The sequence below is a fragment of the Bacillus sp. SW14 genome, assembly GCF_047608225.1.
GTDB lineage: Bacteria > Bacillota > Bacilli > Bacillales > Bacillaceae > Bacillus > Bacillus subtilis_G.
The window spans coordinates 2,939,423-2,965,743 of sequence record NZ_JBLKRW010000001.1 but is presented as its reverse complement, the minus strand read 5'-3'; the positions used below and the strand labels follow the sequence as shown (position 1 = coordinate 2,965,743).

Genomic DNA, 26,321 nt, shown 5'->3' with positions numbered 1-26,321 from the left:
CGAAAAGGCTGCCGCGGATATTGCCCGTTGGACAGCCTTTTTTCTTTTTAGTAAGAGCCTGTAGTGGCCCAAACATTCAGATTGGGTCCTGAATACTTACCGAAAGCGTAAGAAGTCCGTGGATCCAAATCATATACCATCGGTGTATAACAAGATTTTTGGCCGGCCACCGCTTTTCCGTTGCCGCCTGCAGAATCACAGTTATATCTCTTTCCGTCCGTGTTCCGGGTAATCTCCGCATTTGCTTCATAGCCTGACGTCAATGTATGATTCATCGTGATTTTTGCCCAAGCCGTTTTACATGTACTGCTGAATTTGAGCTCGACCACCCCGATGACTTGATTGTTGCCATTCACTAAGTTTGAGGATTTTTTTGTAGAGCCGCTGGATGCACAATCATTGTAATAAGGGCTTTTTCCATCGTAGGCATGGGTTTCGGCGTTGGCGGGCGTCCCTTTGACGGCAAAAATAAATACAACTGCGAATAATATCAATGAAGCTTTCGTAAACAGTCTTTTCATGTCTTTTAATGACCTCCTTCATATGGCAAACAATACATCATACGGAGGAACAGTCAAAACATGCATGTTTTTTTATGAACAATAAAGGCGGCCGGGAGGATGGAGTCCTTGGCCGCCTTTGGTGTGTGATTAAGCTTTTATATCAATGGTTTGTCCGAGTGTCGGATGCTGAATCATCTTTAAGGTTTGATCGGCATTTTGCTGGGCCGTGTCCAACACTTTTTTCGTTAAAGCGATATCAACATTTTGGGCAAGTGATGCTTGATGCATCGCAACTGATAAAGCGGGAATATCCATCGTTCCACCTCCTATGCCTTACCTATCGGCGGGTTTGGATGATTTTACAGTGCAAAAGGGCTTAATTTTCCATGTTGACCCTTACGCTGCGGCATACCGTATGTTTTTAACAAGGGGGAAATCAGGATGAATCTTGTAATGGAAAAAACCTTTGAGCAATATGAAAAGTTGTTTTCAATGGAAGAACAGAAAAGAGAGGATGAGTTTCGATTTTCAATGATGAAGCCATTTGAAAAGATGTGGAGTGCCATCCAGGTTCCGCTGAAAGCAAAGGAGCCGAACGGCTATGATGTCATCATGGCTGTGAAAATGCTTGGTTTTTTGGATGTCCGTGATGCTGAAGCCGGGCAGAAAGCACTGCAAATACTGAAAGAATCATATGCTGAAGAGACAGCTGAATCTGCGCTGCGGCAATGTATCCATTTTGCTGAGCGCGAACAGCTGCGGGTGAATGCAGACGAGGTCAAATTCGGCCTTTATATCGCTGATCTCAATAAACTTCAGCTGCAAAAAGGCTATTGCGGATTTGGCGGGATACCGGGCTTTATTCATGTATGGATGAATCCGGACAGCTATAACCTGCCGAGAATTCCTTCAATTATTGCTCATGAGTTTCATCATAATCTGCGGTTTTCGTATGTTGATTTTCACCACGGCTCAGTGAGTGTCGGGGATTATCTTGTGATTGAAGGATTGGCTGAGTCATTTGCCAGAGAGCTGTTTGGCGAGGAGCAATTGGGTCCTTGGGTAACACGTTTTGATCAAGAAGATTTGCAGTATTCCATTGACGTCATCAATGAGGTGCTGGATGTGAAAGGTTTTTCGGAAGTGAGCCGTTATATGTTTGGTGATCCAATTGCTAAAGAACAAGGCTTTGAGCCTGCGGGATTATCGGCTTTTGCGGGTTATGCGGTTGGATATCATGCCGTTCAGTCATTTATGGATAAACATCAAGCCACGATAAGCGAGGCCACGCTCTTGGATGCCGAGACGATTCTTTCTCAGTGCGGGCTGTTTTCTAAATGAAAAAAGCGTCACATTTTGTGGCGCTCTTTGATTCCCAGGACGAGCAGTTCTACGGCTGCACAGAGTGCAATTCCGATCGTATACGCTTCGATATCGCTCCATAAAAAACCGTACCCCAGTACAAGGCCGCCTAGAGAAGTGTCTCTGATCCGGTCGATCCAATCTGAGTGATACAGCTGGCTGATTTCAATGAAAAAACAGAAAGAAAGACTGATCATGCTTGTCATCATTGTTTTCATTTTCCGAAATAGAAACCCGCATCCCATATAGATCATGGCCGCCCACAGCGAGTCCCCCAGATAAGGATTGACGGCATCCGGCAGAACACTTGAGAATGCTCTGGATCCCAGCCCCATCGCTATGATCATCATGGTGACAGCTGCATATATCCATCGATTTCGCTTCATTGAGAATTGATACCCCGTCTCTGTTTCAACTCCCATGTATTGTAAGGAATATACCCTCTATTTGTCCAATAAAAAAGCGGCTGAACAGCCGCATGATGTGATTATTTCGCTTTAAGGTTTACATGGTCGGCGGTCTGGTCCTTGCCAATTACAAAATGGAGTTCATATCGGCCTGTATCATATACATAATCTATTTCATCGGTAAACGGGACGGTTAACACTCGATTAGCGGCGCCTAATTCATTTCGCAGCACTTCCGGGGTAACCCCTCCTAAATTCAGCTGCCGTTCCACGCCGGTTCCAAAGTAGCGGATTTCTGAAATGGTCATGTCTTGATGATAGGAAAATCCGTAGCCCGGGTTCCCCATATTCCAGTGATATAAATCAAACCGATTGTCTCCTCCGGACGGCCGTTCCGGTTCCCCTAATTTAGCATGGACATCGCCTTTCGTGCTTTTGTTAATGGTAAGGCCTTGCGCCTGCTGAGGCATTTCCCCTGTGTAGGCGGTGTTGTAGAGGTTTTTGACAAGCTCAGCGGCGGATTGATTCGTATCTTCGGAGAGCGTTGTTGCTTGAGTTTCGGCCTTTACAGGGGTTGGGAAAGGTGCTGCGCCTAAGCTGGAAAGAGAGCCTGTCAGTGCGGCTGTCGCGGTTAGAACAGACATTGTTTTGTTCATGATATCCCTCCTTTTTCATCTACCACCTCGTTTCCCGGTGTGAATGTGCTAAAACATTTGAGTGCGTTTTGTATGTTTTATTGATCTCTTGTAAGGGAACAGAAATGGGTAATTCGGTATATACACTGGCAAGAAAGGGGAATGGAGATGGCTCAACAGAAAAAAATCACAATAAACGGCGTTGAAATGGAAGCCTCCGAAGATCAAACGCTGCTGCAGCTTTTGAACAACAGTTCGATTGAAGTGCCGCAAGTTTGCTATCATCCCAGCTTAGGACCGATTGAAACATGTGATACGTGCATCGTCAGCATCAATGGTGAGCTAAAGAGGTCGTGCTCCGCTGAAGTAAAGGATGGGGACGTCATTGATACGCTTTCGCCTGATGTCAAAAAAGCGCAGGTCATCGGGATGGACAAGATTTTATATAATCATGAGCTTTATTGTACAGTTTGCGATTACAACAACGGGGGGTGTGAAATACATAATACGGTGAAAGAAATGAAAGTCAATCACCAAAGCATCCCGTTTGACCATAAGCCTTATCATAAGGATGAATCTCATCCGTTTTACCGGTACGATCCAGACCAATGTATTTTGTGCGGCCGTTGTGTTGAAGCTTGCCAAGACGTTCAGGTGACTGAAACCCTGACCATTGACTGGGAGCGGAAACGCCCGCGCGTCATTTGGGATAACGATGTGCCGATCAATGAGTCGTCTTGTGTGTCATGCGGCCACTGTTCAACGGTCTGTCCGTGTAACGCGATGATGGAAAAAGGAATGGAAGGGGAAGCCGGATATTTAACAGGCATTGATCACGAAACGCTCCGTCCGATGATCGAGATTACGAAAGGCGTAGAGACAGGGTACGGCTCGATTCTCGCCATTTCTGATATGGAATCCGCCATGCGTGATGAACGAATCAAGAAAACAAAAACCGTCTGCACATACTGCGGCGTGGGCTGCAGCTTTGATGTCTGGACAAAGGGAAGAGACATTCTGAAAGTGGAGCCGCAGGAGGAAGCGCCAGCCAACGGCATTTCTACTTGTGTAAAAGGAAAGTTCGGCTGGGATTTCGTAAACAGCGAGGAGCGCCTGACAAAGCCGCTGATCCGCGAAGGCGACCATTTCCGGGAAGCGGAATGGGAGGAAGCGTTAACGCTGATCGCCAACAAGTTCACCGATTTGAAAGACGAGTTTGGCTCTGATTCACTTGCCTTTATTACATCTTCTAAATGTACAAACGAGGAATCCTACCTCATGCAAAAACTGGCAAGAGGGATCATCGGCACAAATAACGTGGACAACTGCTCGCGCTATTGTCAATCTCCTGCGACTGCCGGCCTGTTCCGAACAGTCGGCTATGGCGGTGATTCAGGGTCAATTACAGATATCGCGCAAGCAGACCTTGTGTTGATTATCGGTTCGAATACGTCTGAGTCCCATCCAGTCTTGTCCACTCGCATTAAACGGGCTCATAAGCTGAGAGGACAGAAAGTGATCGTAGCGGATATCAGAAAACACGAAATGGCAGAGCGCTCTGATTTATTTGTCCAGCCGCGTGCGGGTTCAGATATCGTCTGGCTGAATGCCATCGCCAAATATTTGATTGAAAACGGCAAGGCTGATGAACGCTTTTTACAAGAAAAAGTGAACGGACGGGATGAATACGTAAAAAGCCTGGCGCCATACACACTCGAATATGCCGAGGAGAAAACCGGAATAGATCGAGAAACTCTCATCGAAATGGCCGAGATGATCGGTCAGGCTGACAGTGTGTGTGCATTATGGGCGATGGGTGTGACACAGCATATTGGCGGAAGCGACACGAGCACGGCGATCTCGAATCTGCTGCTTGTGACAGGAAACTATGGAAAACCGGGAACAGGCTCTTATCCGTTGCGCGGTCATAACAACGTGCAGGGGGCAAGTGACTTCGGAAGCATGCCTAACAATCTGCCTGGCTATGAAAATGTAACGGATGAACAAGTCCGCCAAAAATACGAGCGGGCGTGGGGGGTGCCGATGCCGAAGGAGCCTGGCATGACCAATCACGAAATGATTGAAAAAATCCATTCCGGCCAGCTGAAAGCGATGTATGTAAAAGGGGAAGAAATGGGGCTGGTTGATTCCAACATCAATCATGTGCACGCCGCATATGAAAAGCTTGATTTCTTTGTGGTGCAGGACATTTTCTTTTCACGAACAGCAGAGTATGCCGATGTTGTTCTTCCTGCGAGCCCAAGCCTTGAAAAAGAGGGAACCTTTACTAATACAGAACGTCGTATTCAGCGATTGTATCAGGTGTTTGAACCGTTGGGCGAATCAAAGCCTGATTGGCAAATTATTATGGAAGTAGCCAATAAGCTTGGCGCTGGCTGGCGCTATGAACACCCTAGTGACATTATGGAAGAAGCAGCCATGCTGTCGCCGATTTATGCCGGAGTTACCTATGAACGTCTTCGAGGCTACAATTCTCTTCAATGGCCTGTAAGCGCCGATGGAAAGGATTCGCCTTTACTCTTTACAGAGCGCTTTCCTTTTCAGGACGGCAAAGCCATTCTTTATCCTGTTCAGTGGACAGAGCCTGATGAGTTCGGTGAGGAATATGATATCCACGTCAACAATGGGCGGCTCTTAGAACATTTCCACGAAGGAAACTTAACCTACAAATCAAAAGGGATTTCGGAGAAAACACCGGAAGTATTTTTAGAAATTTCTCCTGAGCTAGCGGCAGAAAGAGGGATTCAGGACGGAACCCTTGTCAGACTCACATCGCCTTTCGGAAATGTCAAAGTGAAGTGCTTGATCACTGATCGTGTCAAAGGGAAGGAAGTATATCTGCCAATGAACGATTCAGGGGAAGCGGCGATCAACCTGTTAACAGGCAGCCATGCAGATAAGGATACCGATACGCCGGCATACAAAGAAACGTCAGCCAAAATGGAAATGTTGAAGCGCGACGGAACCAACCCGCTCCCTAAAATCAATCACCGCAACGGCAATCCGCAGCCGCAAATCGGTGTGCAAGTGCAAAAGAAATGGGCGCGGAAGGATTATATTTTCCCTGGTGACGCAGTGAAAAGGGGGATTGGGCGTAATGGCTAAAGCAATTAAACAAATCCAGAAAATCCAAGTAACCGAAGAGGATCAGCGTAAGCGTGATATGAAAGAAATTGAAGATGCATTAGTTGAAAATAAGGCAGTCATTCTAGAAACGCTGCAAATGCTCGGCCACATGAACGAGCGCGGCGTCCTGCCATTGCTCCGCGGCCTTTTTGGCCAAGGGGATAAAGTTCTTGATATTCTAGTGAAAAAGGCAGATACAGAGGAAACGGCCAATACGCTGAAAAATCTGCTTCTTCTGTTTGGAACGCTCGGCATGCTGGATGTGAAACAGCTGGAGCCCCTCATTTTGAAAGTGAATGCGGGGGTGGCAAACGCGGTGGAACAGAAGGACAGCGAAGAGAAAACAGGTTATTTCGATATCATTCGTTCGCTCAAAGACCCGGAAATCAACAAATCCATTACACTGCTTTTCTCGTTTTTAAAGGGAATGGGACAAGATACAAAGGAGATGGAACGCACGACGCAGCCTCCGGAGCACCAAAAACAACAACAGGAACCGAGAGAGAAAAGGGATATGAATAAGCGAGATTGACTACCTGCCCGAGCCGGCTGCTGCCAGCTCGGGTTTTTTTGATGAAAAGGACTAATGAACTAGTGAAAAATGTTCAAACACTAGAAAATAGTCAGTTGGTAATAGATGAAATGAATAAAATTGTTACTTTTTTACCTGTCAGGAAAAGGTAAAATCTAATTATAATAGAAATCGATTACTTTAGATGGGGGAACAGTTGTGAAAAAAGTCTTAATACTATTATTTGCCCTGACGATCGGGCTTGCGCTTTCCGCGTGCAGCCAATCGAGCGATGCGTCAGAAAAAGAAAAACCGAAAGAGAAAAAATCGGAAGAAGAGCTTAAAAAGGAAATTGATAAGGAATTGAAAAAACACGGTGAGCCGAAGATTAAACAAGATGATCAAATACATAAAATAGGAGAAACGTTTAAAGCAGGACATACGAATTTTACAGTGAATAAAGTTGATAGAGTGCAAAAAGGTGAATATACGGAAATTGGAGGAGCTGTAGACTCTAAGTCAAAAACATTAAAAGAAGATGAGGAACGGCTCATTATAGAAGTTACGATAGAAAACATAGGGAAAGACTCGATAAGCTACAATTTCACTGGGTTAGACTTAAAAGACAAGAATGATCAATCAGTCCGGCCAGTTTTTTCTATAGAAGAGCAGGGCAGAATACTTATGGGAGGAACACTAATATCAGGGAAAAAGGTTACAGGTGTACTCAGTTATGTCATCCCTAAAGGGGAACAAAAACATTACTCACTGGTATATAATCCGTTTTTAGCTGATATCACAACCAGTAATATTGAAGAGAGAGTGAAGGACAATATTGATTATTTGGTGAAGTTAGATTAGAAATAGATTTACAGTTGCACGTTTTCATCAGTGGGAAACGTGCTTTTTTTATAGCGGAAAATAATGTGAAAGGATGAGTGATCAAAGTGCAAACCAAGTGGCTGGAACGGACGATGCGGATTCGGGCGATCGTAGAGGCGGGACTCGCTTTTTCCAAGGATGTGTATGACAGGGAAAGGTACGAAGAGCTGATGAAGCTAAGCGCAGAGATGATGGCGGATTACACGCAAACGGAAATTGAGGTGATCAATGATTTATGGAAGGGCGAGAAAGGCTATCCGACACCGAAAGCGGATGTTCGCGGCGCAGTATTCCGAGACAAACAGATTTTGCTTGTTCGGGAAAAGCATGATGAGCTGTGGTCACTGCCGGGCGGGTTTTGTGAGATTGGGTTATCACCGGCTGAAAACGTGATCAAGGAAATCAAAGAAGAGTCGGGGTACGATACAGAACCGACCCGATTGCTGGCCGTGTTGGACAGCCAAAAGCATCCCCATCCGCCTCAGCCGTATCATTACTATAAAATTTTCATTGCATGCAGCATAACGGGCGGGCAGGGGGAAACGGGAATTGAGACGAACCATGCCGCTTTTTTTCCGGAGGACAGGCTCCCGCCGCTTTCTCCAAAACGAAACACACCCGCACAGTTTTGCATGCTGTTTGACTTTATGCGCCATCCAGAAAAAAACACGCTATTTGACTAAAAAAGAAAGAGCCCGGAAAGCTCTTTCTTTTTTATAGCGCAATATGTTTTTCGTTGCCGAGTTTCAGAAGGGTCAAAATAGAATCGGCTTGTTTATGGCCGAGTTTTTGCTTTAATTTGTTTTCTTCAACTAATCGGTTGCCGTAAATCTCGACAGAAGCTTTGTCGACGACAGCATGCCAGTTTTCTTGATTTTTTTCCTCAACAAGCGGTTTTTCATGTCTCTCAGAAAAAGAGAACACAAACAATACAAATGCAAGTGAAAGCAGGATGCCGACAAATTGTTTTTGGAAATCAGTCTGTGCTGCCATGTTGTTCTCTCCTTCACCTTTTACCTTCTATTAAATCATAGAATCAGCGTGCTTTATATAATGGAAAAGTCATCTTTTTAAGTTAGTGCTATTGGTTGGAAATAGGGGTGTTTTCGCATCGGAACGTGTGCAATTGAATGCATATTGAATTTGCATACCTATGCCTAACGTCACGTTGTGAGCCCAAATGGTAGTGCAGAATAGAAAAAAATTGAGAGATTATGGTAAGATGAACGGAATTCGAGAGGGAATATATGATGCCTGCATCGGACTTCATGATCGCCTGCCTGCTGTTATCAATCTGTCTATACTTGATTGTCCCTCTCTTTCTCGAAAGCGGGAGGTGAAGAAGAGCGCCAATTGCTGAATTCTTTCAAGGAGAGTGACAATACATGAATGTGTTAAACCGCCGGCAAGCCTTGCAGCGAGCGCTGCTCAATGGAAAAAACAAACAGGATGCTTATCATCCGTTTCCGTGGTACGAATCGATGAGAAGGGATGCGCCTGTTTCCTATGGTGAAGAAAACCAGGTGTGGAGCGTTTTTCTTTATAATGATGTCAAAAAAGTCATTGGAGATAAAGAGGTGTTTTCCAGCTATATGCCGCAGCAATCAAGCGCTATTGGGAATTCCATCATTAATATGGACCCGCCGAGGCATACGCAAATCCGTTCTGTAGTGAATAAAGCCTTCACACCGCGTGTGATGAAGCAATGGGAACCGAGAATTCAGGAAATCACAAATGAATTGATTCGAAAATTTCAGGGACGAAGCGAGTTTGATCTTGTGCACGATTTTTCATATCCGCTTCCGGTCATCGTGATATCTGAGCTGCTCGGGGTTCCTTCTGAGCATATGGAGCGGTTTAAAACATGGTCTGATCTTCTGGTCAGCACGCCGAAGGATAAAAGTGAAGAAGCTGAAAAAGCCTTTTTGGAAGAACGAAACAAGTGCGAGGAAGAACTGGCTGCGTTCTTTGCCAACATCATAGAAGAAAAGCGAAACAAACCGGCACAGGATATCATTTCAATTTTAGTGAAAGCGGAAGAAACAGGCGAGAAGCTTTCCGGAGAAGAACTGATTCCGTTTTGCACGCTGCTATTGGTGGCCGGGAATGAAACCACAACAAACCTGATTTCAAATGCGATGTACAGCATATTGGAAACGCCGGATGCTTACGAGGAACTGCGGTGCTATCCTGAACTAATGCCTCAGGCAGTGGAGGAAGCCCTGCGTTTCAGGGCGCCTGCACCGGTTTTGAGGCGCATTGCCAAGCGGGATACGGAGATTGGGGGACACCACATTAAAGAAGGTGATATGGTTCTGGCTTTTGTGGCGTCAGCAAATCGTGATGAAGCGAAGTTTGACAGGGCGCACCTGTTTGATATTCACCGCCATCCCAATCCGCATATCGCGTTTGGACACGGCATCCATTTTTGTCTTGGGGCACCGCTTGCCCGTCTTGAAGCGAATATTGCGTTAACGTCTTTGATTTCTGCTTTTCCTCATATGGAATGTGTCAGTATCACGCCGATTGAAAACAGCGTGATCTACGGATTAAAGAGCTTTCGTGTCAAAATTTAATCAATAAGGGGACTGGTTTCATGAAAAAGCACCATATTTCGATGATCAATATTCCGGCGTACGGTCATGTCAATCCTACGCTGGCATTAGTAGAGAAGCTTTGTGAGAGAGGGCATCGTGTCACGTATGCCACGACGGAGGAGTTCGCGCCTGCTGTTCAGAAAGCCGGCGGAGAAGCATTTATCTATCGTACATCCTTGGATATTGATCCTAAGCAAATCAGGGAGATGATGGAAAAGAATGACGCGCCGCTCAGTCTCTTAAAAGAATCACTGAGCATTCTGCCGCAGCTTGAGGAGTTATATCAAGATGATCAGCCTGATTTGATCATCTATGATTTTGTGGCGCTGGCTGGAAAATTGTTTGCTGACAAGCTTAATGTGCCGGTTATCAAGCTTTGTTCATCATATGCCCAAAATGAATCCTTTCAGCTTGGAAGTGAAGACATGCTGAAGATGATAAAAGAGGCCGAGGCTGAATTTAAAGCCTACTTGGAGCAAGAGCAATTGCCGGTTGTTTCATTTGAACAATTAGCTGTGCCGGAAGCATTAAATATTGTCTTTATGCCGAAGTCTTTTCAAATCCAGCATGAGACGTTCGATGACCGTTTCTGTTTTGTCGGCCCTTCCCTTGGAAAACGGGCGGAACAAGAAAGCCTGTTGATTGAAAAGGGTGATCGTCCGCTTATGCTGATTTCATTGGGAACGGCGTTTAACGCATGGCCGGAATTTTACAAGATGTGCATCGAGGCATTTCGGGATTCTTCGTGGCGAGTGATCATGTCGGTCGGGAAATCGATTGATCCTGAAAGCCTTGGTGACATCCCTGCTCACTTTACCATTCGCCAAAGCGTTCCGCAGCTTGAGGTGTTGGCGAAAGCCGATTTGTTTATTTCTCATGGCGGGATGAACAGTACGATGGAAGCAATGAATGCCGGTGTGCCGCTTGTCGTCATTCCGCAAATGTATGAGCAGGAGCTCACCGCAAAGCGTGCCGACGAATTAGGTCTTGGCGTTTATTTGCCGAAAGAGGAAGTCACTGTTTCCAGGCTGCGGGAAGCAGTTCAAGCCGTATCCGGTGATCAAGAGGTGTTAAGCCGCGTCAAAAACATGCAAAAGGATGTAAAAGAAGCAGGCGGAGCGGAGCGTGCGGCGGCAGAGATTGAAGCGTTTATGAAAAAAACGGCTGTTCCGCAGTAAATCATAAAAACCGAAATCAAAAATTCGATTTCGGTTTTTTGTTTAGATATTTTTTTTCAAGCCGCATCTCCGGCATTCTCTTAGAAATTTTCCGCCTTTTACAGAGCTTTTGAACAGTGTGTAATCACAATTGTCACAGCGCCCGCTGCGGACGTCCGGGTATTCATTGAATTCGTAAACGATCGATGTATCGTAGCCTTTTGTTTCATATTCTTCATTTTTTGTTTCCATGTCGATCCTCCGTTAGCAAACGTGTCTGCTGTTTATATTACAGCAAGCTTCAGGTGTATTCAAATGGATTTTAGAGGCTTGGGTTTATCTTGATTTCTCCCTTGGTTTGCGCCACAATAGCTTTATTAAGCTCGTATACATAAAAAAATGATGCAAAGAGGAGAGGAAACGGGTATGGGAAAAGGGTTACATGGAAAACGCGTGGCGATCGGGGGCTCCCGAAAAACGGAAGAAATCAGCACAATCATTGAAAAACAGGGCGGAACTTCTGTCATCCGGCCTCTCCAAGGAACGGTTTATTTAGCTGAGAAGCAGGTGGAGCCGGATTTGCGGGCGTTTGTGGAGGAAAAAGCTGACTGGGTCATTTTCACGACAGGCATTGGCACAGAGACTCTTGTCGATATGGCAGAGAAAATCGGTCTGAAAGACGAGTTTCTGCAGGCGATTCGCCAGGCGAAAGCGGCATGCCGGGGATACAAAACGCTGGCTGCGCTGAAAAAGCTTGGGATCACACCTAAAGCTTCGGACGAAGACGGGACAACAAGAGGCTTAATCCGGTCCTTGGCGCCTTACGACTTTTCAGGAAAAACAGTTATGGTGCAGCTTCATGGAGAAAACGCGCCGGCCCTCATGGCATTTCTTGAAGAAAATGGCGCGTCTGTCCTGCCGATTCTGCCTTATCAGCACATCCCGCCTGAGGAGGAAACAGTGGAGCGGTTATGCCGGGAGCTGATGAACGGTGAGATTGACGCCGTTTGTTTTACAACCGCAATTCAGGTTCGTTCCCTGTTTGACTTTGCCAAGGAGCGCGGCTATATCAATGAATTGAAGGCCGTATTTGAAGAGCGCGCCATCGCTGCGGCTGTCGGAAAAGTGACTGCTGAAGCACTGCGGGAAGAAGGCATCACGAGACTGCTTGCTCCGGAGATTGAGCGGATGGGCGCGATGATTATCGAGCTGTCTAAGTATTATGAAGAAAAGGAATAACCAATACAAAAGCCGCTTTCCAAAAGGGAAGCGGCTTTCAGCGTGTCGACAAACCCTCGCATTCGTTGTTAAGCCTGCCCTTCGGTGCTCCGAATTCCAACATTCGCTGTGCTTCGATGCTCGTTAATCCTAGACTTCAAGGGTTTTCAAACATGCTGAAAAATGACTTTGTCTTGCTAAAAGGATGATTATAAATTGTGAGTTGCCTCCAATAATACTTTTTATCATTGCTCATTATTGAAGCCCCCTGCACGTTTAAACCTCTCAGTTGCCTTTTATACTGTCAAACTTCGAAGCATTCATTTTCTATAGCACATTGTTTTCTTTCATCGAGGTATTCAGTTTTTTCTGCAATTCTTTTTTTATTTCATGTAATCGCTCATCTACCGAGACTTGCGGGATTTTATAGCCAACGAAGAAAGGGGAAACGACGAATCTCGGTACGATTTTGCAGATGATATGATGATTTGTATGATAGAAAAATAAATTATAGCTTGTACATTTATAGCTGAAATCTTGGGTTAAGTATGTAACAGCTGTTTGAATGTAATCAGCCATTAGGTCTGTATGCTCCAGCGAGTCACTTATGATGACATTCATTTCAGTAAAACCCATAATCGGATCGCCCGACAGATTGAATTCAGCTTGATTCGGATTCTCTGCAACCTTGATCCCTAGAAAATTCTCATATGAGAGCGATTCCATATAATCCGCATGTTTCAATCCGACAATCTGCATATGGGCGTGTTTTATACTCCCGCCTGAAAGCGGGCCATGGTTTTTATACAATATAACGCTTTTGTATTGAGGATCTTTTTCCATATGTATCAATTTTTCTAAACTAAACCGTATCAGTCTTCTCATTTTTTTATTGCTGTAAGTCGTTATATCTTCGTCGCACTTGCCTGTCTCCACAATCAGCGTTTGGTACGTATCTTGGATGGTGGGGTATTTATTTTCGAGCCAAATCATATCCCCGTCAGTTTCTAAAATGCCGGTAAGGTTATCGCGGTCACAAAAAGGACAGGCGTTTTGCTTATTGACAATGGTTTCCGGTTTTTGTGCACTGATATAGCTGGAAAAATATAATTTCTGCATTTGATAAAACGACCTTTCAAAATTTTCTAAATACCTTATGTCACTTTAACATTTTATATGGGTTACATTCTGCTTGCAATATTTTCTTTGTTTTTTGTTTAAAATCTCCAAAAAATAAAAGAATTCATTTTCTTTGAAAAATAATAAGGAGAGATGTACACGTTTCCATGATACGTAAAACCTTGATTTATTAGGGTTTTAATGTGTTTTTTCGTAAGTCTAAAGTTGTTAATTCAAAATTAATAAAAATAAAAATTTTTTGAAAATAACAGTTTACAAATATTACCCTCCTGTGTATATTAGGAAATATCTTACGGAAAGGAGAAAATTGGGAGTATTTCAATAAAAGGAGAGAGGCGAACATGACAACATCCCATTTTAAGAAAGGCGTGCTTTTTTGCCTGATTGCAGGTATTTGTTTTGGAGCGCAATGGCCTGTAGCTGGAAGAGCTCTGAAACATATTGATCCATTCTTTTTTACACTGATACGTTATCTGATTGTGGCAGTCGTACTATCTATCATTCTGTTTTTTACAGAGGGAGCTAAAAGTTTTAAGACGGAAGGGAAACTGGTTCCGATTTGGTTTTATGGGAGTATGGCATTCTGCGCTTATAATTTTCTTGTGTTTTTAGGGCAAAAGATGGCAGGTGATAACGGGGCTATTTTAGGCTCTATATTAATGGCATTGATCCCGATGGTGTCACTGCTTGTTTTATGGGTTTACAAAAAGAACAGACCGGCGAATGTTACATTGCTTTTGGTTGCGGTGTCTTTCATCGGCGTATTGCTGGTTGTGACAAAAGGAGATATTGCTTTCTTTGCAGACAGCAATAAGCAGGCAGTTCCTATTATTTTAATGTCAATCAGCGTGTTAGCTTGGGTTCTTTATACAATTGGAGGCAGCAGCTTTCCAGAATGGTCATCCTTGCGTTACACCGCTTTGAGCTGTATTTACGGAAATGTCACATCCATTGTTGTAATTTCAATATTCGTAATCTTAGGAAAAGTAGAAGTGCCTGCTGTCAATCAAGTCATGGAGATCAAATGGGAAATGATGTACATGAGTATTTTTGCAGGTGTTATCGGTGTGTTTGCATGGAATATCGGCAATAAGATACTGACACCGATTAACGGTTCTTTGTTTATGAACTTGGTTCCGATTGTGTCGTTTATGATTTCCATTATCACAGGCTATAAAATGTCGCCTGTTGAAGCGGGCGGAGCCTTCTTAACGATCGGTGCGATTGTGTTAAATAATATTTATCAGAGACGGCGTTCTGTGATGCCTGCGGTGAGGACAAGCAAAAAAGAAGCGGTATAACATCAAATCCAAACAAAAAGGGGTTTTAAGATGAGTATAAAATTAATGGATGTCACGTTAAGAGAATCAGTTCATGTTGAAGGGGCGAAGATCAATTTAGATGCTGCCCGTCAAGTCGTCAGCGGACTTTCAAAAGCGAATGTTGATTTTATCGAAATCGGATATGTGTCTTCGAACGAAGGGATGAATCTGCAAAGCTGCTGTCCGATTGAATACATAGAAGAAATGGCTTGCGCGATAGGTGCGGGGTCAAGCTCGCAATTGGTGCTCATGCTGCATCCGGCACAATATCAAGAAGAATTTCTCGAACGGATGAAGCATCCTTCAGTCGGTATGGTCCGTTTATGCATTCCTCTTGCGAAAACGGATGCCAGCCTGCCGGTTATCAAAGAATTGAAAGCACACGGGATTCATGTCAGCGCAAACTTAATCAGGGCAAGTCACGCGAATATCCAAGATATCATTGTATTTACAGAAAAAGTTATAGAGGCGGGAGCCGATTACATTTACTTGGCTGATTCTAACGGAGCCATGATGCCGCCCGCTGTTTCATCTTTATTTACCAAGCTGAAAGAACACTCATCTGTAGAACTCGGTTTTCATCCTCATGACAATTTAGGCCTTGCTTCGGCAAATGCGATTGATGCGATTCAATGCGGTGTTCAGTTGATTGACGGAAGTTTATACGGTTTTGGGAAAGGACCGGGGAACCTGTGCATCGAGACATTTGCAGCGATACTCAATCGCTTAGACCTCAGCAAAAAATATGACATTTGTGAATTAATCCAGTTATCAAGACAAGCCTACTCCCTGTTCATCAATGATACATCAGAGAATTCCTTCTATGACAAAGAGGAAGGGATTTTGTCGGGAATGCATAATTTGAATTTAGATGTACTGGACAAGCTCGATAGAATGGCACAATCAAGCGGTCTTAAATTATTGGATCTATTAGTCATTTTAGAAAAGCAGACGTTGGTTAATCGTGCGGAATTTGCGCTGCGAAGCACCGAGCTGAGTCAAGTAGGGTGAGTATGATGATGAACAAAGAAAATGTAAAACGCAGCTGGAAACTAGAGCTAGGAACCGGAGACAGAGTGATTTTGGTTTTGCCAAGAATGGACGCAGACGCATTAAGCCGGGAAGAATGGATGGTGTCACTTGCGCCGTATATGAACGACTATACATTTATCATTCTAGATGTTCCGGAAAAACTGATTCAAGAAAATAAGGAAAAAGATTCGTTTACGGTTCCTGAATTGGCTCGGTGGGCACATGATTATGTCAAAAAGAACAACATCACACCTTATATGATTTGGGGCTTTTCTCTCGGCGGGATGATGGCTCAGTATTTAAGCACGTTCAATGAATATGCAGACACTCCTATTTTATTGGTGTCCACCATGCTTTATCCAAATAAAAAATTAAAGGCGGTCTTTTCCACATGGTATATGCTTTGCGACAAATTTGGCGTCAAAGGGCTTCAAGCGGGTCTAGTGCCATGGGTCGTAAAAGAAAGTGAGCTGCCGATATTCCGATTGGAGACAACAGACATAGAAGATGAGGCGATTGCCGTTGCCAAAATGAAAGCCGGTGTGCAAGCCATTATAAACCATAACGGCAAAACATATCACGATCAGATGAAGTCGCCGATTCAAATTATTTTCGGAGAAGAATCGATATTATTAGGGAAAGAAGAGTCCGAATACTTCGAAAAATATATGCCGCAGGCGAACATTCATTTTATCCAAAACAGCGGTATGCGCATGTTTGGTGAAAAACCAGACGAAGTCAAACAAGTAATCGAAAAATTTATTGATTCACATTTTGGAGCAGAGGTGTAAAAACATATGGCAAAAATTACAGCAGCGGTTTTACCAGGAGATGGAATCGGTCCTGAGGTTATCGAATGCAGTTTACCGGTATTTGATCGATTAGGTGTCGATATTGATTTAAAGTTCGGTGATATCGGATGGGAGTTTTGGAAAAAAGAAGGTGACCCAGTTCCGCAAAGAACGTGGGATTTAATTGAAAAAAGTGATGTGACACTATTAGGCGCAATCACCAGCAAACCTCACGCTCAGGGCTTAAAAGAATTAGATCCGTCATTACAAGATCAAAACCTGAAGTATGTCTCACCTGTCATCCAGCTGCGACAAAAATTAAATTTGTTCGCGAATGTGCGTCCGGCTTACAGTTTAGACCATCAGCAATCTAAAAAGTTTAGAATGACCGTTATTCGCGAAAATACAGAGGGACTTTATGCTGGACTCGACTTTTCACCTATTCCCAAAGACCTGTTTGATTTTATTCAGGCAAACAAGAACGGACTAAATAATTGGCAGCTTGACGGGGAAGATGATGGCGGCACCGCAATTCGGCTGATTACGAAAAATGGCTTAAGGCGGTTGTTGAAGTTTGCCTTTGAATGGGCGAAAAAATACAACTACCAACGAGTGACGTGGTCAGATAAGCCAAATGTGATGAGACAGTCCGGTCAGTTTGCGTTAACCATTTTAGAAGAAGTGGCGAAGGACTACCCAGAAGTGGATTGGGAGGTCCAAAACGTTGATGCGACAGCGATGTGGATGGTGAAAGATCCGGGACATTTCGGCGTCATTGTCAGTGAAAATCAATTCGGCGACATCCTCTCCGATCTCGGGGCGGGAATCATGGGCGGCTTAGGCCTTGCACCAAGTTCAAACTTCGGGTACGAGAATGCTTATTTTGAACCGGTACACGGCTCAGCCCCAAAACATGCCGGTAAAATGAAAGTGAATCCGATGGCTCAATTTTTAACCATTTCTCTTTTGCTTGAGCATTGCGGATATATGGAAGAAAGCATGCGGATCAAAACCGCTGTCAATAAAGTGTTAAAAGAAGGAAAAACGCTAACGTACGATTTAGGCGGTATCGCAAGCACAAAAGAAACGGCAAATGCCATCATTCAAAACTGCTAGGAGGACCAATTAAGTGGATAATCAACAAATCATAGAAGAATTGAAATCGTTTGATACGCCGACGATTTCTGACGCATTGGACAGTTTACATATAGATGGCGGATTATGCGGTATCGTACCGAGAAACACGTCTGCAAATATTTGCGGAACAGCGTTTACAGTGGAATACAGAGATCCGAGCGAAGAGGAACAGCAAGTTGCCAAGGCAGCTGATTTTATTGATGCGGCCGAAGAGGGTTCAGTTGTTATTCTTGCTAATAACGGCCGTACGGACTGTACCGTATGGGGCAACATTTTAACCCAATTGGCGATTCAAAAGAAAATCGCAGGCACTGTAATAGATGGTGCTTGCCGTGATATTGATTATATTCGGGAAACGGAGTACGCCATGTTCAGTACTGCTGTCTATATGAAAACGGGAAAAGGCCGGACGAAAAAGACAGCCCATCAGGTCCCTGTCACGATCAGCGGCACGGTCATTCAGCCGAACGATTTTGTCCGCGCGGACCAGAATGGAGTGATCGTCATTCCCCAAGACGTTGCCGAAGAAGTCATCAAGCGCTCTAGAGCCATTGAAGAAACAGAAGAGAAAATCAAAGAAGCCGTTTCGCGGGGCGTACATTTAAAAGAAGCGCGTGAAATGTATAAGTATCACCGACCTTGGGAGAATGAAGTGACAGCCAAATGAAACTTGAGCGATTTTTAGATCTTCATGTACACGCATGGCCTGATACGTACAATAGAAGATATACGATTTTTAATCTGGGTGAAGAACTAAAAGCGAACAATGGAGCAGCCGTTATGAAAAGCCACTTGATGGCCACAACGCCGCTTGCGCATGCGGCCCGGGAGATGGGGCTGCCGCTCTTTGGATCTATAACATTGAACCAGTACAACGGCGGCATTAACCGGGCGGTGGTGGAAGCAGCGATTGCTGCGAACGGTCCGGATCATTCTTCAATGATGATTTGGTTTCCCACTTTGACCTTGCCGTCAAACAAACCAAAAACAAAACAAACCACATCTCATCCTGTTTTAGCTGAACATACAGTGAAATATGAAAGGATCAGCGAAAACGGAAAACTGCGTCAAGAAACAAAGGAAGTCATTCAAGTAGCATCGGCGTTTAACGTTCCATTAGCGACAGGCCACTCCTCAAAAGAAGAAGTGTATATGCTGATTGAAGAAACAGAAAAGCAAAAGTGTAAGTTGATGATTACTCATCCGTTTTACCAGTGCACGAATTTTACAATGGCTGAGGTCATCGACATGCTGTCTGCTTCAAAAAACGTCTATGTTGAATTTGCCGTTTTAATGAGCAAAATCGGTTACGATCGGCACGAGGATTTAGTTAAAGTGCTGAAAACATGGGGAACAGATCGCATATGCGTATCGACGGATTTCGGTCAGTTGAAGAATGGGACAGTGACTGAGGCATATACGGAATATTTGACAGAGGTAAAAAAAGCTGCTGAAGCAAACGGATTTGATTTCAATCAAAAAATCGCTGATGAGATTTGTTATTTGAACCCAACTGCTTTTTTAGGCGTGAAATAAAGATGAGCCCTTCCGTTTCGGGAAGGGCTCATCTTTTTCGGTTATCCATTTTCCTTCAGCTGTTGATGCGCTGTGAATAATGACGGGTATGTCAGCACACTTAAGATCACACATGTCAGTGCGGCTGACGCCATCGTTGTGAACACGATCAGCAGCTGAAAGCGTACCGCCTGAATCGGGTCCGCGCCGGCTAGTATCTGGCCGGTCATCATGCCTGGAAGCTGAACAAGCCCCAGCGTTTTCTGGCTTTCCAGCGTCGGGATCATACTCATTTTCATCGCTGATGTAAGAATACGCTGTATGGATTGCTTCGGTGTGCCTCCAAGAGACAATATCAATTGTATCTCTTCTTTGCGAACGCCGATTTCTGAGCTAAGCCGGTTTAAAAACAGACTTGCGAGCACCATCGAATTTCCGATGACCATCCCGCTGATCGGAATGACATATCGGGCAGTAAGCGGAATGATGTGAAGAGACAGCAAAATTCCCTGCGTCACAATTTCTACAATCGCTAACGCTGCGAACACTCTCCAAAACGAACCGATTGTATTTTTCTTTCGTTTGATGACATTTTGCGCCGCTACTGCCAGCATTAACAGCACCATCAGAAGGATAAAAACAGGATGGTCTCCGCGGAAAATCAGCGACAGTACATAACCGATGACAAGCAGCTGTACCGCGGCCCGGATGGTGGCAATGATCATGTCTTTTTCTACGCCGGCTTTAAAGGATTTTGATAAAAACAAGGCGATCAAAACAAAGATCATCGTTAAAGAGAGGGAAAGGTAATCCATTACCGGGTACCTCCCTTCAAAAATTCTTTGGCTGCTTCATGCTGCGGATCGGAGAAAAAGGTTTCGGCTGCTGCGATTTCGAGAAGCCGGCCATCCGCCATAAACCAAATGATATCGGCAACTCGTTTTGCTTGCTCCAGATTATGAGTCACCCACATGACTGTCCATTTTTTCTCTTGATGCTGACGTTTGATCAGTTCTTCAATCTCAAGAGCAGAAACCGGGTCCAAGGCCGATGTGATTTCGTCCAGCAATAGAATAGAGGAAGGATTAGTGATCGTTCTGGCTAGTGACAGCCGTTGCCGCTGCCCGCCCGATAAATCCTTGGCGCTTCTGTCTAACAGCTCTGGCGGGAGCCCTGTAAGAGAAGCGAGCTCTTCAGGGGAGTACAGCTGGGATTGATGCAGCCTTTGGACCAGACTTAGATTATCGCGCACTGTCCCACCGAGGACGGGGGCAGATTGAAACGCGAGGGCTGCCGTTCGCCTCAGCTCATTGACATTCCAATGCCTGACTTCCTTTCCGTATATTTTCACTTCGCCGCTATCAGGCGTTCTCATTAAATTGCACATGGACAGGAGAGTGCTTTTGCCTGAACCGGAAGGGCCTAAAACGGCCGCGATTGCGCCCTGTTGAATGTCTCCGGTGACATCTCGCAACACATCATAGGTTTGTCCATCTTGTTCATAGCTTTTTCTAACTGATCTGAAGGAGATGGCTGGCTTATTTTGTGTTTGATTGTTTGTTTCCATTACAATAATCACCTTTCAGTAAAGTAGGCTGATACTATATGTAAATATAACGTGAAACAGATATCTTTTGGTAGCAATAATAAAAGAGAACAGGTTTTCACCCATTCTCCGGCAGATGCTACGCGGTCAGATTTGACTGTGTTTTCTTTTTCAGTTTTCCCGGTTGTGAAGCAAAGGTGTGCAATACCATCCCCGCCATAATAATGAATAAACCGGCAAATGATAATAGGGATGGGAAAATGCCTGACAGCAGAACAATTTCACCAAGCAGCGCGAAAATCACTTCACCAGATTGGGTTGCTTCAACGGCCGCGAGCTTTTGCGGATTGTCTCTTACCATATCAGTTGCCCAGAAAAATAAAACGGTGGCAATGACGCCTGAGCTGACGGCAACGATGAAGGATTGAACGGTTTGCCCCGCTGTCGGAAGGCCGTCTGACCACCACCCGTAAGCTGCTATGATCAGCCAGAACGGAAGGCTGGCCAAGGTCATTCCCAGCACACGCTGAAATGTATCAAGCCGGCCTCCGTATTCCTCGAGCATCCTCCGGTTCCCTAACGGATAGGCAAAAGCCGCAATGACAACCGGCAGCACACTGAAAAGCAGTGTCTTCCCAGAAAGCGATCCTGCATGCTGAAGCTGAATGAGTGCCGCTCCGATCAGAATGATCACGGACGTGCCAAGTGAAACAAGGGGAATCTTTTGCCGAACGAGCTGCGGGCCTCCCGGCATATCTTTTTTGACATAAAAAAGTGGAGATAGGAGCACACCGGCTACAATGGTGATTTGCCAAGTTCCGGCTACAAGCCACCCGGGACCGTATGCAGCCGCAAATGTGATCGGCGCGTAAAAAAGCACGAAGCCGACAAAGCTCCATTTGATCCAAAAAAACGGCTTTTTCCGCATCTCTTGTAAGAGAGGGGCGAATGTCCCTCTTATGATGACAATCAAACATAAAAACGGCACCATAAAAATAAAGCGCAGCGAAGAGCTCCAAAGCCAGCTGCCTCCGGATAATTCCATCGCTCTGTTTAAAATAAAGGTAACGGCGAAAAAGAGTGAAGCCAATATTCCGATAACAATTGCTTTCATGATATCCCTCATTCTGGCGTTATTTTTTATACTATACTACTCGATATCGCACAGATCAATGAAGTCGTGAGAAAATAAGCATGTTTTACAAACCGCTATGTGTGGAAGACAAAAAATGGAGGTGGCATTGATGGAAGCAGAGACACAGACGTATTTCTTTCAGGATGACGGCAGGATTCCGAATCACCCTGATTTTCCGCTTATTGTGTATCAAAACGCACTCAAGGACATCGGTCGGGCAGAGCGGATGGTCAACCGGCATGGCTGGTCGAACAGCTGGTCAGGGAGTGTTTTTCCATACCATCACTATCACAGCAATACGCATGAAGTCCTGATTGCAGTCCGGGGAGAGGCTGTGATTCAATTTGGGGGAGAAAAAGGGGCCGCCATTCCTATCAAATCGGGCGACGCAGTCGTGATTCCAGCTGGAGTCGGCCATAAAAAGCGAAGCGCAAGCTCCGATTTTACCGTCATTGGCGCTTATCCGGGAGGCGTTCAGTATGATATGAAGACGGGAGAGCCAAGTGAAAGAGAGGAAGCGATGAAACAGATCAAGCAGGTGTCATTGCCGGAGAATGACCCGATCACAGGAAAAAAAGCGCCTCTTTTAAAAATATGGGTAAAGTGAAGGGAAGAAAATTGTTGGATTGTCAATAACTAGTGCCGCAGAAACGTTATGACACGGGCTCCATCTAAATTAATTTCATAATCGAAGCAATTCACGTTCAAATTTTGTTCAAAAAGTGTTATCATATAGAAGGTAATCGAATTGGAGTTTTTTGTGTTTGCTATTTTCAGAGAGAGTAAAGGATTTTTGACTTATTCAATTGTTTATTTTTGAGATAAAAATAATACTGAATATGGCAAGATGAAAAACTGGGTAGTAAACATTTATTTTTGTAAATGATTGTGCATGAATTCACAATCCTTATTCTTATGCTTTCAAGTATGAGATCAGGGAGAGGCACTACCCTTTCCAAAAAAATCTGCAAACTGCTTATAGTAAAGGAGAATTGGATATGCCAGAAACAATCGATCAAACAAATGCGTCTGTCAGCCAAAGCCAGCAAGATCTTATTGATCAGCTGTTAAAGCCAGAAGTTCAAGAATCACTGACTGTTTTAGTTGACCAGCTTCCAAAACTGACTGAGTTAGTGAATATTTTAACGAAGTCTTATGATTTCGCTCAGTCTGTAGCAACTGACGAAGTGTTAAAAAGCGACACTGTCAGTGCGATCACTGAAATGCTTGAGCCTGTAAAAGAAACAGCGAAAGAAGTGGCTGCGACTGCAATCGAAGCGAAAGACCGCGCTGATGCAAGCAGCGAAACGATTGGTCTATTCGGCCTGTTACGCATGCTGAAAGATCCTCAAGCTCAAAAGCTGTTCCGTTTTGCTAACAGCTATCTTGAAGTCATGAACGAACGCGAAAACCAAAAATAATCTCAGATTCAAATTGATATAAAGGACGGAGGATATACGATGTCAAAACATATTGTCATTCTAGGCGCTGGTTATGGCGGAGTTCTTTCTGCTCTAACAGTTCGCAAACATTACACTAAAGAACAAGCAAAAGTGACAGTGGTAAACAAATACCCTACTCACCAAATCATTACGGAATTACACCGTCTTGCAGCAGGCAACGTGTCTGAAAAAGCGATTGCAATGCCATTAGAAAAACTTTTCAAAGGTAAAGACATTGACCTTAAAATTGCGGAAGTAAGCTCTTTCTCTGTTGATAAAAAAGAAGTAGCGCTTGCTGACGGTTCTGCATTATCTTACGATGCGCTTGTTGTAGGTCTTGGTTCTGTAACAGCTTACTTCGGCATCCCAGGTCTTGAAGAAAACAGCATGGTATTGAAATCTGCTGCCGATGCGAACAAAGTCTTCCAGCATGTTGAAGATCGTGTGCGCGAGTACGCTCAAACGAAAAACGAAGCTGATGCAACAATCCTTATCGGCGGAGGCGGCTTAACAGGTGTTGAGCTTGTCGGTGAGCTTGCTGACATCATGCCGAACCTTACGAAAAAATACGGCGTAGACCATAAAGAAATCAAATTGAAACTGGTTGAAGCAGGTCCGAAAATCCTTCCTGTTCTTCCGGATGATCTGATCGAACGCGCGACTGCGAGCCTTGAAAAACGCGGCGTTGAGTTCTTAACAGGTCTTCCTGTTACAAATGTGGAAGGTAACGTGATTGATCTGAAAGACGGATCTAAAGTTGTTGCCAACACATTTGTTTGGACTGGCGGCGTACAAGGCAACCCATTAGTCGGTGAATCAGGTCTTGAAGTGAACCGCGGACGCGCGACAGTAAATGACTTCCTGCAATCTGCATCTCATGAAGATGTATTCGTTGCCGGAGACAGCGCAGTTTACTTCGCTCCAGACGGCCGTCCATACCCGCCGACTGCACAAATCGCATGGCAAATGGGTGAGCTGATCGGTTACAACCTATTCGCTTACTTAGAAGGCAAAACGCTTGAAACATTCAATCCAGTAAACTCTGGTACACTTGCAAGCCTTGGACGCAAAGACGCGGTTGCCATCATTGGTGAAAATTCTACACCGCTTAAAGGTCTTCCTGCTTCCTTGATGAAAGAAGCAAGTAACGTACGCTACTTAACACATATTAAAGGACTTTTCAGCCTGGCTTACTAATCTATTCTTATAGAATCGACATTGCAGAAAGCGTTCCTCACGGAGTGTTTTCCGGCGGTGTCTTTTTTTTTCACTTGTTTGCTAACGTTAACATTTCATTTTCAAAAAAGAGATTGATCGCAGAGGAATATAAAGGTAAAATAAAGCTAAATCAAAATGTTCACGTTAACATTTTGAAATCGAATGAAAGACGGTGAGGACATGGAACCCTTTATGGGCGACAATTTTTTGCTGAAAAATGAAACCGCTGTCAGCCTCTATCACAATTATGCGAAAGACATGCCGATTATTGATTACCACTGTCACTTAAGCCCGAAAGAAATCTATGAAAATAAGACATTTCAAAACATAACGGAAGCCTGGCTGTATGGAGACCATTACAAATGGCGCGTCATGAGAGCCAATGGAATTGATGAGACATACATTACCGGCGATGCGTCTGATGAGGAGAAATTTACGGCTTGGGCGAAAACTGTGCCGATGGCGATCGGCAATCCGCTCTACAATTGGGCTCACTTAGAACTGCAGCGCTTTTTTGGGATTTATGAGATTTTTAATGAGCAATCCGCGCCGGCTATATGGAAACGGACGAATGAACTGCTCCAAGGTGAGGGCTTCGGGGCAAGGGATTTGATCGTGAAATCAAATGTAAAGGTCGTTTGCACAACTGATGACCCTGTCGATTCTCTTGAATACCATCTATTATTAAAAGAAGACAAAGATTTTCCTGTCAGCGTACTGCCGGGATTTCGTCCGGATAAGGGACTTGAGATCAATCGTGAAGGCTTTCCTGATTGGGTGAAGGCGCTTGAAGATGCCGCAGCCATATCGATTACAACCTACGGTGAGTTTCTAAAGGCATTGGAAAAACGAGTGCGATACTTCCACTCAGCCGGCGGCAGAGTGTCTGATCACGCGATAGATTCAATGGTATTTGCCGAAACAACAAAGGAGGAAGCGGGGCGGATTTTTTCTGACAGATTACAAGGGACAGAGGTTTCTTATGAAGATGAGAAAAAATTCAAGACGTATACGCTTCAGTTTCTTTGCGGTTTGTATGCGGAGCTCGATTGGGCAATGCAGTTTCATATCAACGCTTTGAGAAACACGAATACAAAAATGATGAAGAGGCTCGGACCCGACACAGGCTATGATTCTATGAATGATGAATTAATCGCTAAGCCTTTGTATAAGCTGCTGAACTCAGTTGAAATGAAGAACCAGCTGCCTAAAACGATTTTATATTCACTTAATCCAAACGATAACTATGTTATCGCCAGCATGATCAACAGTTTTCAGGACGGCATCACCCCCGGGAAAATACAATTCGGCACAGCCTGGTGGTTTAACGACACAAAAGACGGGATGCTCGATCAAATGAAAGCGTTGTCAAATGTCGGCCTTTTCAGCCGTTTTATCGGCATGCTCACAGATTCCAGAAGCTTTCTTTCCTATACGCGCCACGAATATTTCAGGCGGATCGTCTGCAACTTGATCGGTGAATGGGTGGAAAACGGTGAAGTGCCGCATGATATGAAGCTTTTGGGAAGCATTGTTCAGGGAATTTGCTATGACAATGCGAAACACTACTTTCAATTTCAAGAAGAGAAAGCAAACGTGTAACCAAATGTCCGCTCAGCACCGT

At 44.5% G+C, this 26,321-nt stretch carries 28 protein-coding genes; 18 read left to right on the top strand and 10 right to left on the bottom strand.

Going from position 1 to position 26,321, the window contains the following annotated elements:
• Positions 1-47 precede the first annotated feature (47 nt).
• Positions 48-521 (bottom strand): YjfA family protein, encoded by a 474-nt coding sequence (locus ACMX2I_RS15300; protein WP_414957384.1) that lies wholly within the window; start codon positions 519-521, stop codon positions 48-50.
• A gap of 129 nt (positions 522-650) precedes the next feature.
• Positions 651-818 carry a YjfB family protein gene (locus ACMX2I_RS15295; protein WP_087990841.1) on the bottom strand — a complete coding sequence of 56 codons (168 nt, stop codon included), beginning with the start codon at positions 816-818 and terminating at the stop codon, positions 651-653.
• A gap of 126 nt (positions 819-944) precedes the next feature.
• Here ACMX2I_RS15295 and ACMX2I_RS15290 point away from each other — a divergent pair, with 126 nt between their 5' ends.
• Positions 945-1,844 (top strand): DUF2268 domain-containing protein, encoded by a 900-nt coding sequence (locus tag ACMX2I_RS15290; protein ID WP_414957383.1) that lies wholly within the window; start codon positions 945-947, stop codon positions 1,842-1,844.
• An 8-nt stretch (positions 1,845-1,852) separates the two neighbouring features.
• Here the strand turns inward: ACMX2I_RS15290 and ACMX2I_RS15285 are convergent, their stop codons facing one another.
• A complete protein-coding gene (locus tag ACMX2I_RS15285) occupies positions 1,853-2,251 on the bottom strand; it encodes a DUF2809 domain-containing protein (protein ID WP_414957382.1) in 399 nt (132 codons plus the stop codon).
• Between the two features lie 101 nt (positions 2,252-2,352).
• Positions 2,353-2,928 carry a YjgB family protein gene (locus tag ACMX2I_RS15280; RefSeq protein ID WP_414957381.1) on the bottom strand — a complete coding sequence of 192 codons (576 nt, stop codon included), beginning with the start codon at positions 2,926-2,928 and terminating at the stop codon, positions 2,353-2,355.
• 147 nt (positions 2,929-3,075) lie between these two features.
• Here ACMX2I_RS15280 and fdhF point away from each other — a divergent pair, with 147 nt between their 5' ends.
• From fdhF to ACMX2I_RS15260, 4 genes are all read left to right on the top strand, one after another.
• Positions 3,076-6,033 carry a formate dehydrogenase subunit alpha gene (gene fdhF, locus ACMX2I_RS15275; RefSeq protein WP_414957380.1) on the top strand — a complete coding sequence of 986 codons (2,958 nt, stop codon included), beginning with the start codon at positions 3,076-3,078 and terminating at the stop codon, positions 6,031-6,033.
• Positions 6,026-6,586, top strand: a complete 561-nt coding sequence (locus ACMX2I_RS15270) for a DUF1641 domain-containing protein (protein WP_087990844.1) — start codon at positions 6,026-6,028, stop codon at positions 6,584-6,586. Before fdhF ends, ACMX2I_RS15270 begins: the two co-directional genes overlap by 8 nt.
• A gap of 198 nt (positions 6,587-6,784) precedes the next feature.
• Entirely contained in the window at positions 6,785-7,426 is a 642-nt protein-coding gene (locus ACMX2I_RS15265) for a DUF4352 domain-containing protein (RefSeq protein WP_414957379.1), read from the top strand.
• Between the two features lie 77 nt (positions 7,427-7,503).
• On the top strand, positions 7,504-8,130 hold the full coding sequence (locus ACMX2I_RS15260) for an NUDIX hydrolase (RefSeq protein ID WP_414957378.1): 627 nt from the start codon (positions 7,504-7,506) through the stop codon (positions 8,128-8,130).
• Between the two features lie 31 nt (positions 8,131-8,161).
• On the opposite strand, the gene ACMX2I_RS15255 is transcribed toward ACMX2I_RS15260, so the two are convergent.
• Positions 8,162-8,440, bottom strand: coding sequence for a hypothetical protein (locus ACMX2I_RS15255; RefSeq protein WP_414957377.1), 279 nt, complete (start codon positions 8,438-8,440; stop codon positions 8,162-8,164).
• Between the two features lie 392 nt (positions 8,441-8,832).
• Between ACMX2I_RS15255 and ACMX2I_RS15250 the strand changes: the two genes are divergently transcribed.
• Together ACMX2I_RS15250 and ACMX2I_RS15245 are read left to right on the top strand one after the other, a co-directional pair.
• Positions 8,833-10,023 (top strand): cytochrome P450, encoded by a 1,191-nt coding sequence (locus ACMX2I_RS15250; protein WP_414957376.1) that lies wholly within the window; start codon positions 8,833-8,835, stop codon positions 10,021-10,023.
• A 20-nt stretch (positions 10,024-10,043) separates the two neighbouring features.
• A complete protein-coding gene (locus tag ACMX2I_RS15245) occupies positions 10,044-11,222 on the top strand; it encodes a glycosyltransferase (protein ID WP_414957375.1) in 1,179 nt (392 codons plus the stop codon).
• Between the two features lie 42 nt (positions 11,223-11,264).
• Here the strand turns inward: ACMX2I_RS15245 and ACMX2I_RS15240 are convergent, their stop codons facing one another.
• Positions 11,265-11,453 (bottom strand): hypothetical protein, encoded by a 189-nt coding sequence (locus tag ACMX2I_RS15240; RefSeq protein ID WP_087990849.1) that lies wholly within the window; start codon positions 11,451-11,453, stop codon positions 11,265-11,267.
• Between the two features lie 174 nt (positions 11,454-11,627).
• On the opposite strand from ACMX2I_RS15240, the gene ACMX2I_RS15235 reads away from it, so the two are divergent.
• Entirely contained in the window at positions 11,628-12,440 is an 813-nt protein-coding gene (locus ACMX2I_RS15235) for a uroporphyrinogen-III synthase (RefSeq protein ID WP_414957374.1), read from the top strand.
• Between the two features lie 306 nt (positions 12,441-12,746).
• Here the strand turns inward: ACMX2I_RS15235 and ACMX2I_RS15230 are convergent, their stop codons facing one another.
• A complete protein-coding gene (locus ACMX2I_RS15230; protein ID WP_414957373.1) occupies positions 12,747-13,538 on the bottom strand; it encodes a DUF4931 domain-containing protein in 792 nt (263 codons plus the stop codon).
• Between the two features lie 362 nt (positions 13,539-13,900).
• On the opposite strand from ACMX2I_RS15230, the gene ACMX2I_RS15225 reads away from it, so the two are divergent.
• The 6 genes from ACMX2I_RS15225 to ACMX2I_RS15200 are packed head-to-tail and all read left to right on the top strand — an operon-like array spanning position 13,901 to position 19,377.
• On the top strand, positions 13,901-14,860 hold the full coding sequence (locus ACMX2I_RS15225; RefSeq protein WP_414957372.1) for a DMT family transporter: 960 nt from the start codon (positions 13,901-13,903) through the stop codon (positions 14,858-14,860).
• A gap of 30 nt (positions 14,861-14,890) precedes the next feature.
• Entirely contained in the window at positions 14,891-15,892 is a 1,002-nt protein-coding gene (locus tag ACMX2I_RS15220; protein WP_414957371.1) for a hypothetical protein, read from the top strand.
• Between the two features lie 5 nt (positions 15,893-15,897).
• Complete coding sequence (locus ACMX2I_RS15215) at positions 15,898-16,704, top strand: alpha/beta fold hydrolase (protein WP_141113377.1); 807 nt, start codon at positions 15,898-15,900, stop codon at positions 16,702-16,704.
• A 6-nt stretch (positions 16,705-16,710) separates the two neighbouring features.
• Positions 16,711-17,820, top strand: coding sequence for an isocitrate/isopropylmalate dehydrogenase family protein (locus tag ACMX2I_RS15210; RefSeq protein WP_414957370.1), 1,110 nt, complete (start codon positions 16,711-16,713; stop codon positions 17,818-17,820).
• A gap of 13 nt (positions 17,821-17,833) precedes the next feature.
• Positions 17,834-18,508: an RraA family protein gene (locus ACMX2I_RS15205; protein ID WP_414957369.1), complete on the top strand. Its 675-nt coding sequence runs from the start codon at positions 17,834-17,836 to the stop codon at positions 18,506-18,508.
• On the top strand, positions 18,505-19,377 hold the full coding sequence (locus tag ACMX2I_RS15200; RefSeq protein WP_414957368.1) for a DUF6282 family protein: 873 nt from the start codon (positions 18,505-18,507) through the stop codon (positions 19,375-19,377). The genes ACMX2I_RS15205 and ACMX2I_RS15200 overlap by 4 nt, the downstream gene beginning before the upstream one ends.
• A 41-nt stretch (positions 19,378-19,418) precedes the next feature.
• Here ACMX2I_RS15200 and ACMX2I_RS15195 read toward each other — a convergent pair whose 3' ends face one another.
• The 3 genes from ACMX2I_RS15195 to ACMX2I_RS15185 form a co-directional block, all read right to left on the bottom strand.
• A complete protein-coding gene (locus tag ACMX2I_RS15195; protein ID WP_414957367.1) occupies positions 19,419-20,171 on the bottom strand; it encodes an ABC transporter permease in 753 nt (250 codons plus the stop codon).
• Positions 20,171-20,923, bottom strand: a complete 753-nt coding sequence (locus ACMX2I_RS15190) for a phosphate ABC transporter ATP-binding protein (protein ID WP_414957366.1) — start codon at positions 20,921-20,923, stop codon at positions 20,171-20,173. The genes ACMX2I_RS15195 and ACMX2I_RS15190 overlap by 1 nt, the downstream gene beginning before the upstream one ends.
• Before the next feature lie 118 nt (positions 20,924-21,041).
• On the bottom strand, positions 21,042-22,016 hold the full coding sequence (locus ACMX2I_RS15185; RefSeq protein WP_414957365.1) for a multidrug resistance efflux transporter family protein: 975 nt from the start codon (positions 22,014-22,016) through the stop codon (positions 21,042-21,044).
• Between the two features lie 130 nt (positions 22,017-22,146).
• On the opposite strand from ACMX2I_RS15185, the gene ACMX2I_RS15180 reads away from it, so the two are divergent.
• The 4 genes from ACMX2I_RS15180 to uxaC all read left to right on the top strand — a co-directional run bounded on the left by ACMX2I_RS15180 (position 22,147) and on the right by uxaC (position 26,299).
• Positions 22,147-22,644 (top strand): cupin domain-containing protein, encoded by a 498-nt coding sequence (locus ACMX2I_RS15180; RefSeq protein ID WP_414957364.1) that lies wholly within the window; start codon positions 22,147-22,149, stop codon positions 22,642-22,644.
• 391 nt (positions 22,645-23,035) lie between these two features.
• Complete coding sequence (locus ACMX2I_RS15175; RefSeq protein WP_087990862.1) at positions 23,036-23,458, top strand: DUF1641 domain-containing protein; 423 nt, start codon at positions 23,036-23,038, stop codon at positions 23,456-23,458.
• Between the two features lie 39 nt (positions 23,459-23,497).
• On the top strand, positions 23,498-24,676 hold the full coding sequence (locus ACMX2I_RS15170) for an NAD(P)/FAD-dependent oxidoreductase (protein WP_148963877.1): 1,179 nt from the start codon (positions 23,498-23,500) through the stop codon (positions 24,674-24,676).
• 201 nt (positions 24,677-24,877) lie between these two features.
• Entirely contained in the window at positions 24,878-26,299 is a 1,422-nt protein-coding gene (gene uxaC, locus ACMX2I_RS15165; protein ID WP_289346947.1) for a glucuronate isomerase, read from the top strand.
• Positions 26,300-26,321 lie beyond the last annotated feature (22 nt).

Bases quoted from the DNA above. Each gene is read 5' to 3' on its own strand.
- ACMX2I_RS15300 (WP_414957384.1), bottom strand. From the start codon at position 521: ATGAAAAGACTGTTTACGAAAGCTTCATTGATATTATTCGCAGTTGTA.
- ACMX2I_RS15295 (WP_087990841.1), bottom strand. From the start codon at position 818: ATGGATATTCCCGCTTTATCAGTTGCGATGCATCAAGCATCACTTGCC.
- ACMX2I_RS15290 (WP_414957383.1), top strand. From the start codon at position 945: ATGAATCTTGTAATGGAAAAAACCTTTGAGCAATATGAAAAGTTGTTT.
- ACMX2I_RS15285 (WP_414957382.1), bottom strand. From the start codon at position 2,251: ATGAAGCGAAATCGATGGATATATGCAGCTGTCACCATGATGATCATA.
- ACMX2I_RS15280 (WP_414957381.1), bottom strand. From the start codon at position 2,928: ATGAACAAAACAATGTCTGTTCTAACCGCGACAGCCGCACTGACAGGC.
- fdhF (WP_414957380.1), top strand. From the start codon at position 3,076: ATGGCTCAACAGAAAAAAATCACAATAAACGGCGTTGAAATGGAAGCC.
- ACMX2I_RS15270 (WP_087990844.1), top strand. From the start codon at position 6,026: ATGGCTAAAGCAATTAAACAAATCCAGAAAATCCAAGTAACCGAAGAG.
- ACMX2I_RS15255 (WP_414957377.1), bottom strand. From the start codon at position 8,440: ATGGCAGCACAGACTGATTTCCAAAAACAATTTGTCGGCATCCTGCTT.
- ACMX2I_RS15250 (WP_414957376.1), top strand. From the start codon at position 8,833: ATGAATGTGTTAAACCGCCGGCAAGCCTTGCAGCGAGCGCTGCTCAAT.
- ACMX2I_RS15245 (WP_414957375.1), top strand. From the start codon at position 10,044: ATGAAAAAGCACCATATTTCGATGATCAATATTCCGGCGTACGGTCAT.
- ACMX2I_RS15240 (WP_087990849.1), bottom strand. From the start codon at position 11,453: ATGGAAACAAAAAATGAAGAATATGAAACAAAAGGCTACGATACATCG.
- ACMX2I_RS15235 (WP_414957374.1), top strand. From the start codon at position 11,628: ATGGGAAAAGGGTTACATGGAAAACGCGTGGCGATCGGGGGCTCCCGA.
- ACMX2I_RS15230 (WP_414957373.1), bottom strand. From the start codon at position 13,538: ATGCAGAAATTATATTTTTCCAGCTATATCAGTGCACAAAAACCGGAA.
- ACMX2I_RS15225 (WP_414957372.1), top strand. From the start codon at position 13,901: ATGACAACATCCCATTTTAAGAAAGGCGTGCTTTTTTGCCTGATTGCA.
- ACMX2I_RS15220 (WP_414957371.1), top strand. From the start codon at position 14,891: ATGAGTATAAAATTAATGGATGTCACGTTAAGAGAATCAGTTCATGTT.
- ACMX2I_RS15215 (WP_141113377.1), top strand. From the start codon at position 15,898: ATGATGAACAAAGAAAATGTAAAACGCAGCTGGAAACTAGAGCTAGGA.
- ACMX2I_RS15210 (WP_414957370.1), top strand. From the start codon at position 16,711: ATGGCAAAAATTACAGCAGCGGTTTTACCAGGAGATGGAATCGGTCCT.
- ACMX2I_RS15200 (WP_414957368.1), top strand. From the start codon at position 18,505: ATGAAACTTGAGCGATTTTTAGATCTTCATGTACACGCATGGCCTGAT.
- ACMX2I_RS15195 (WP_414957367.1), bottom strand. From the start codon at position 20,171: ATGGATTACCTTTCCCTCTCTTTAACGATGATCTTTGTTTTGATCGCC.
- ACMX2I_RS15190 (WP_414957366.1), bottom strand. From the start codon at position 20,923: ATGGAAACAAACAATCAAACACAAAATAAGCCAGCCATCTCCTTCAGA.
- ACMX2I_RS15185 (WP_414957365.1), bottom strand. From the start codon at position 22,016: ATGAAAGCAATTGTTATCGGAATATTGGCTTCACTCTTTTTCGCCGTT.
- ACMX2I_RS15180 (WP_414957364.1), top strand. From the start codon at position 22,147: ATGGAAGCAGAGACACAGACGTATTTCTTTCAGGATGACGGCAGGATT.
- ACMX2I_RS15175 (WP_087990862.1), top strand. From the start codon at position 23,036: ATGCCAGAAACAATCGATCAAACAAATGCGTCTGTCAGCCAAAGCCAG.
- ACMX2I_RS15170 (WP_148963877.1), top strand. From the start codon at position 23,498: ATGTCAAAACATATTGTCATTCTAGGCGCTGGTTATGGCGGAGTTCTT.
- uxaC (WP_289346947.1), top strand. From the start codon at position 24,878: ATGGAACCCTTTATGGGCGACAATTTTTTGCTGAAAAATGAAACCGCT.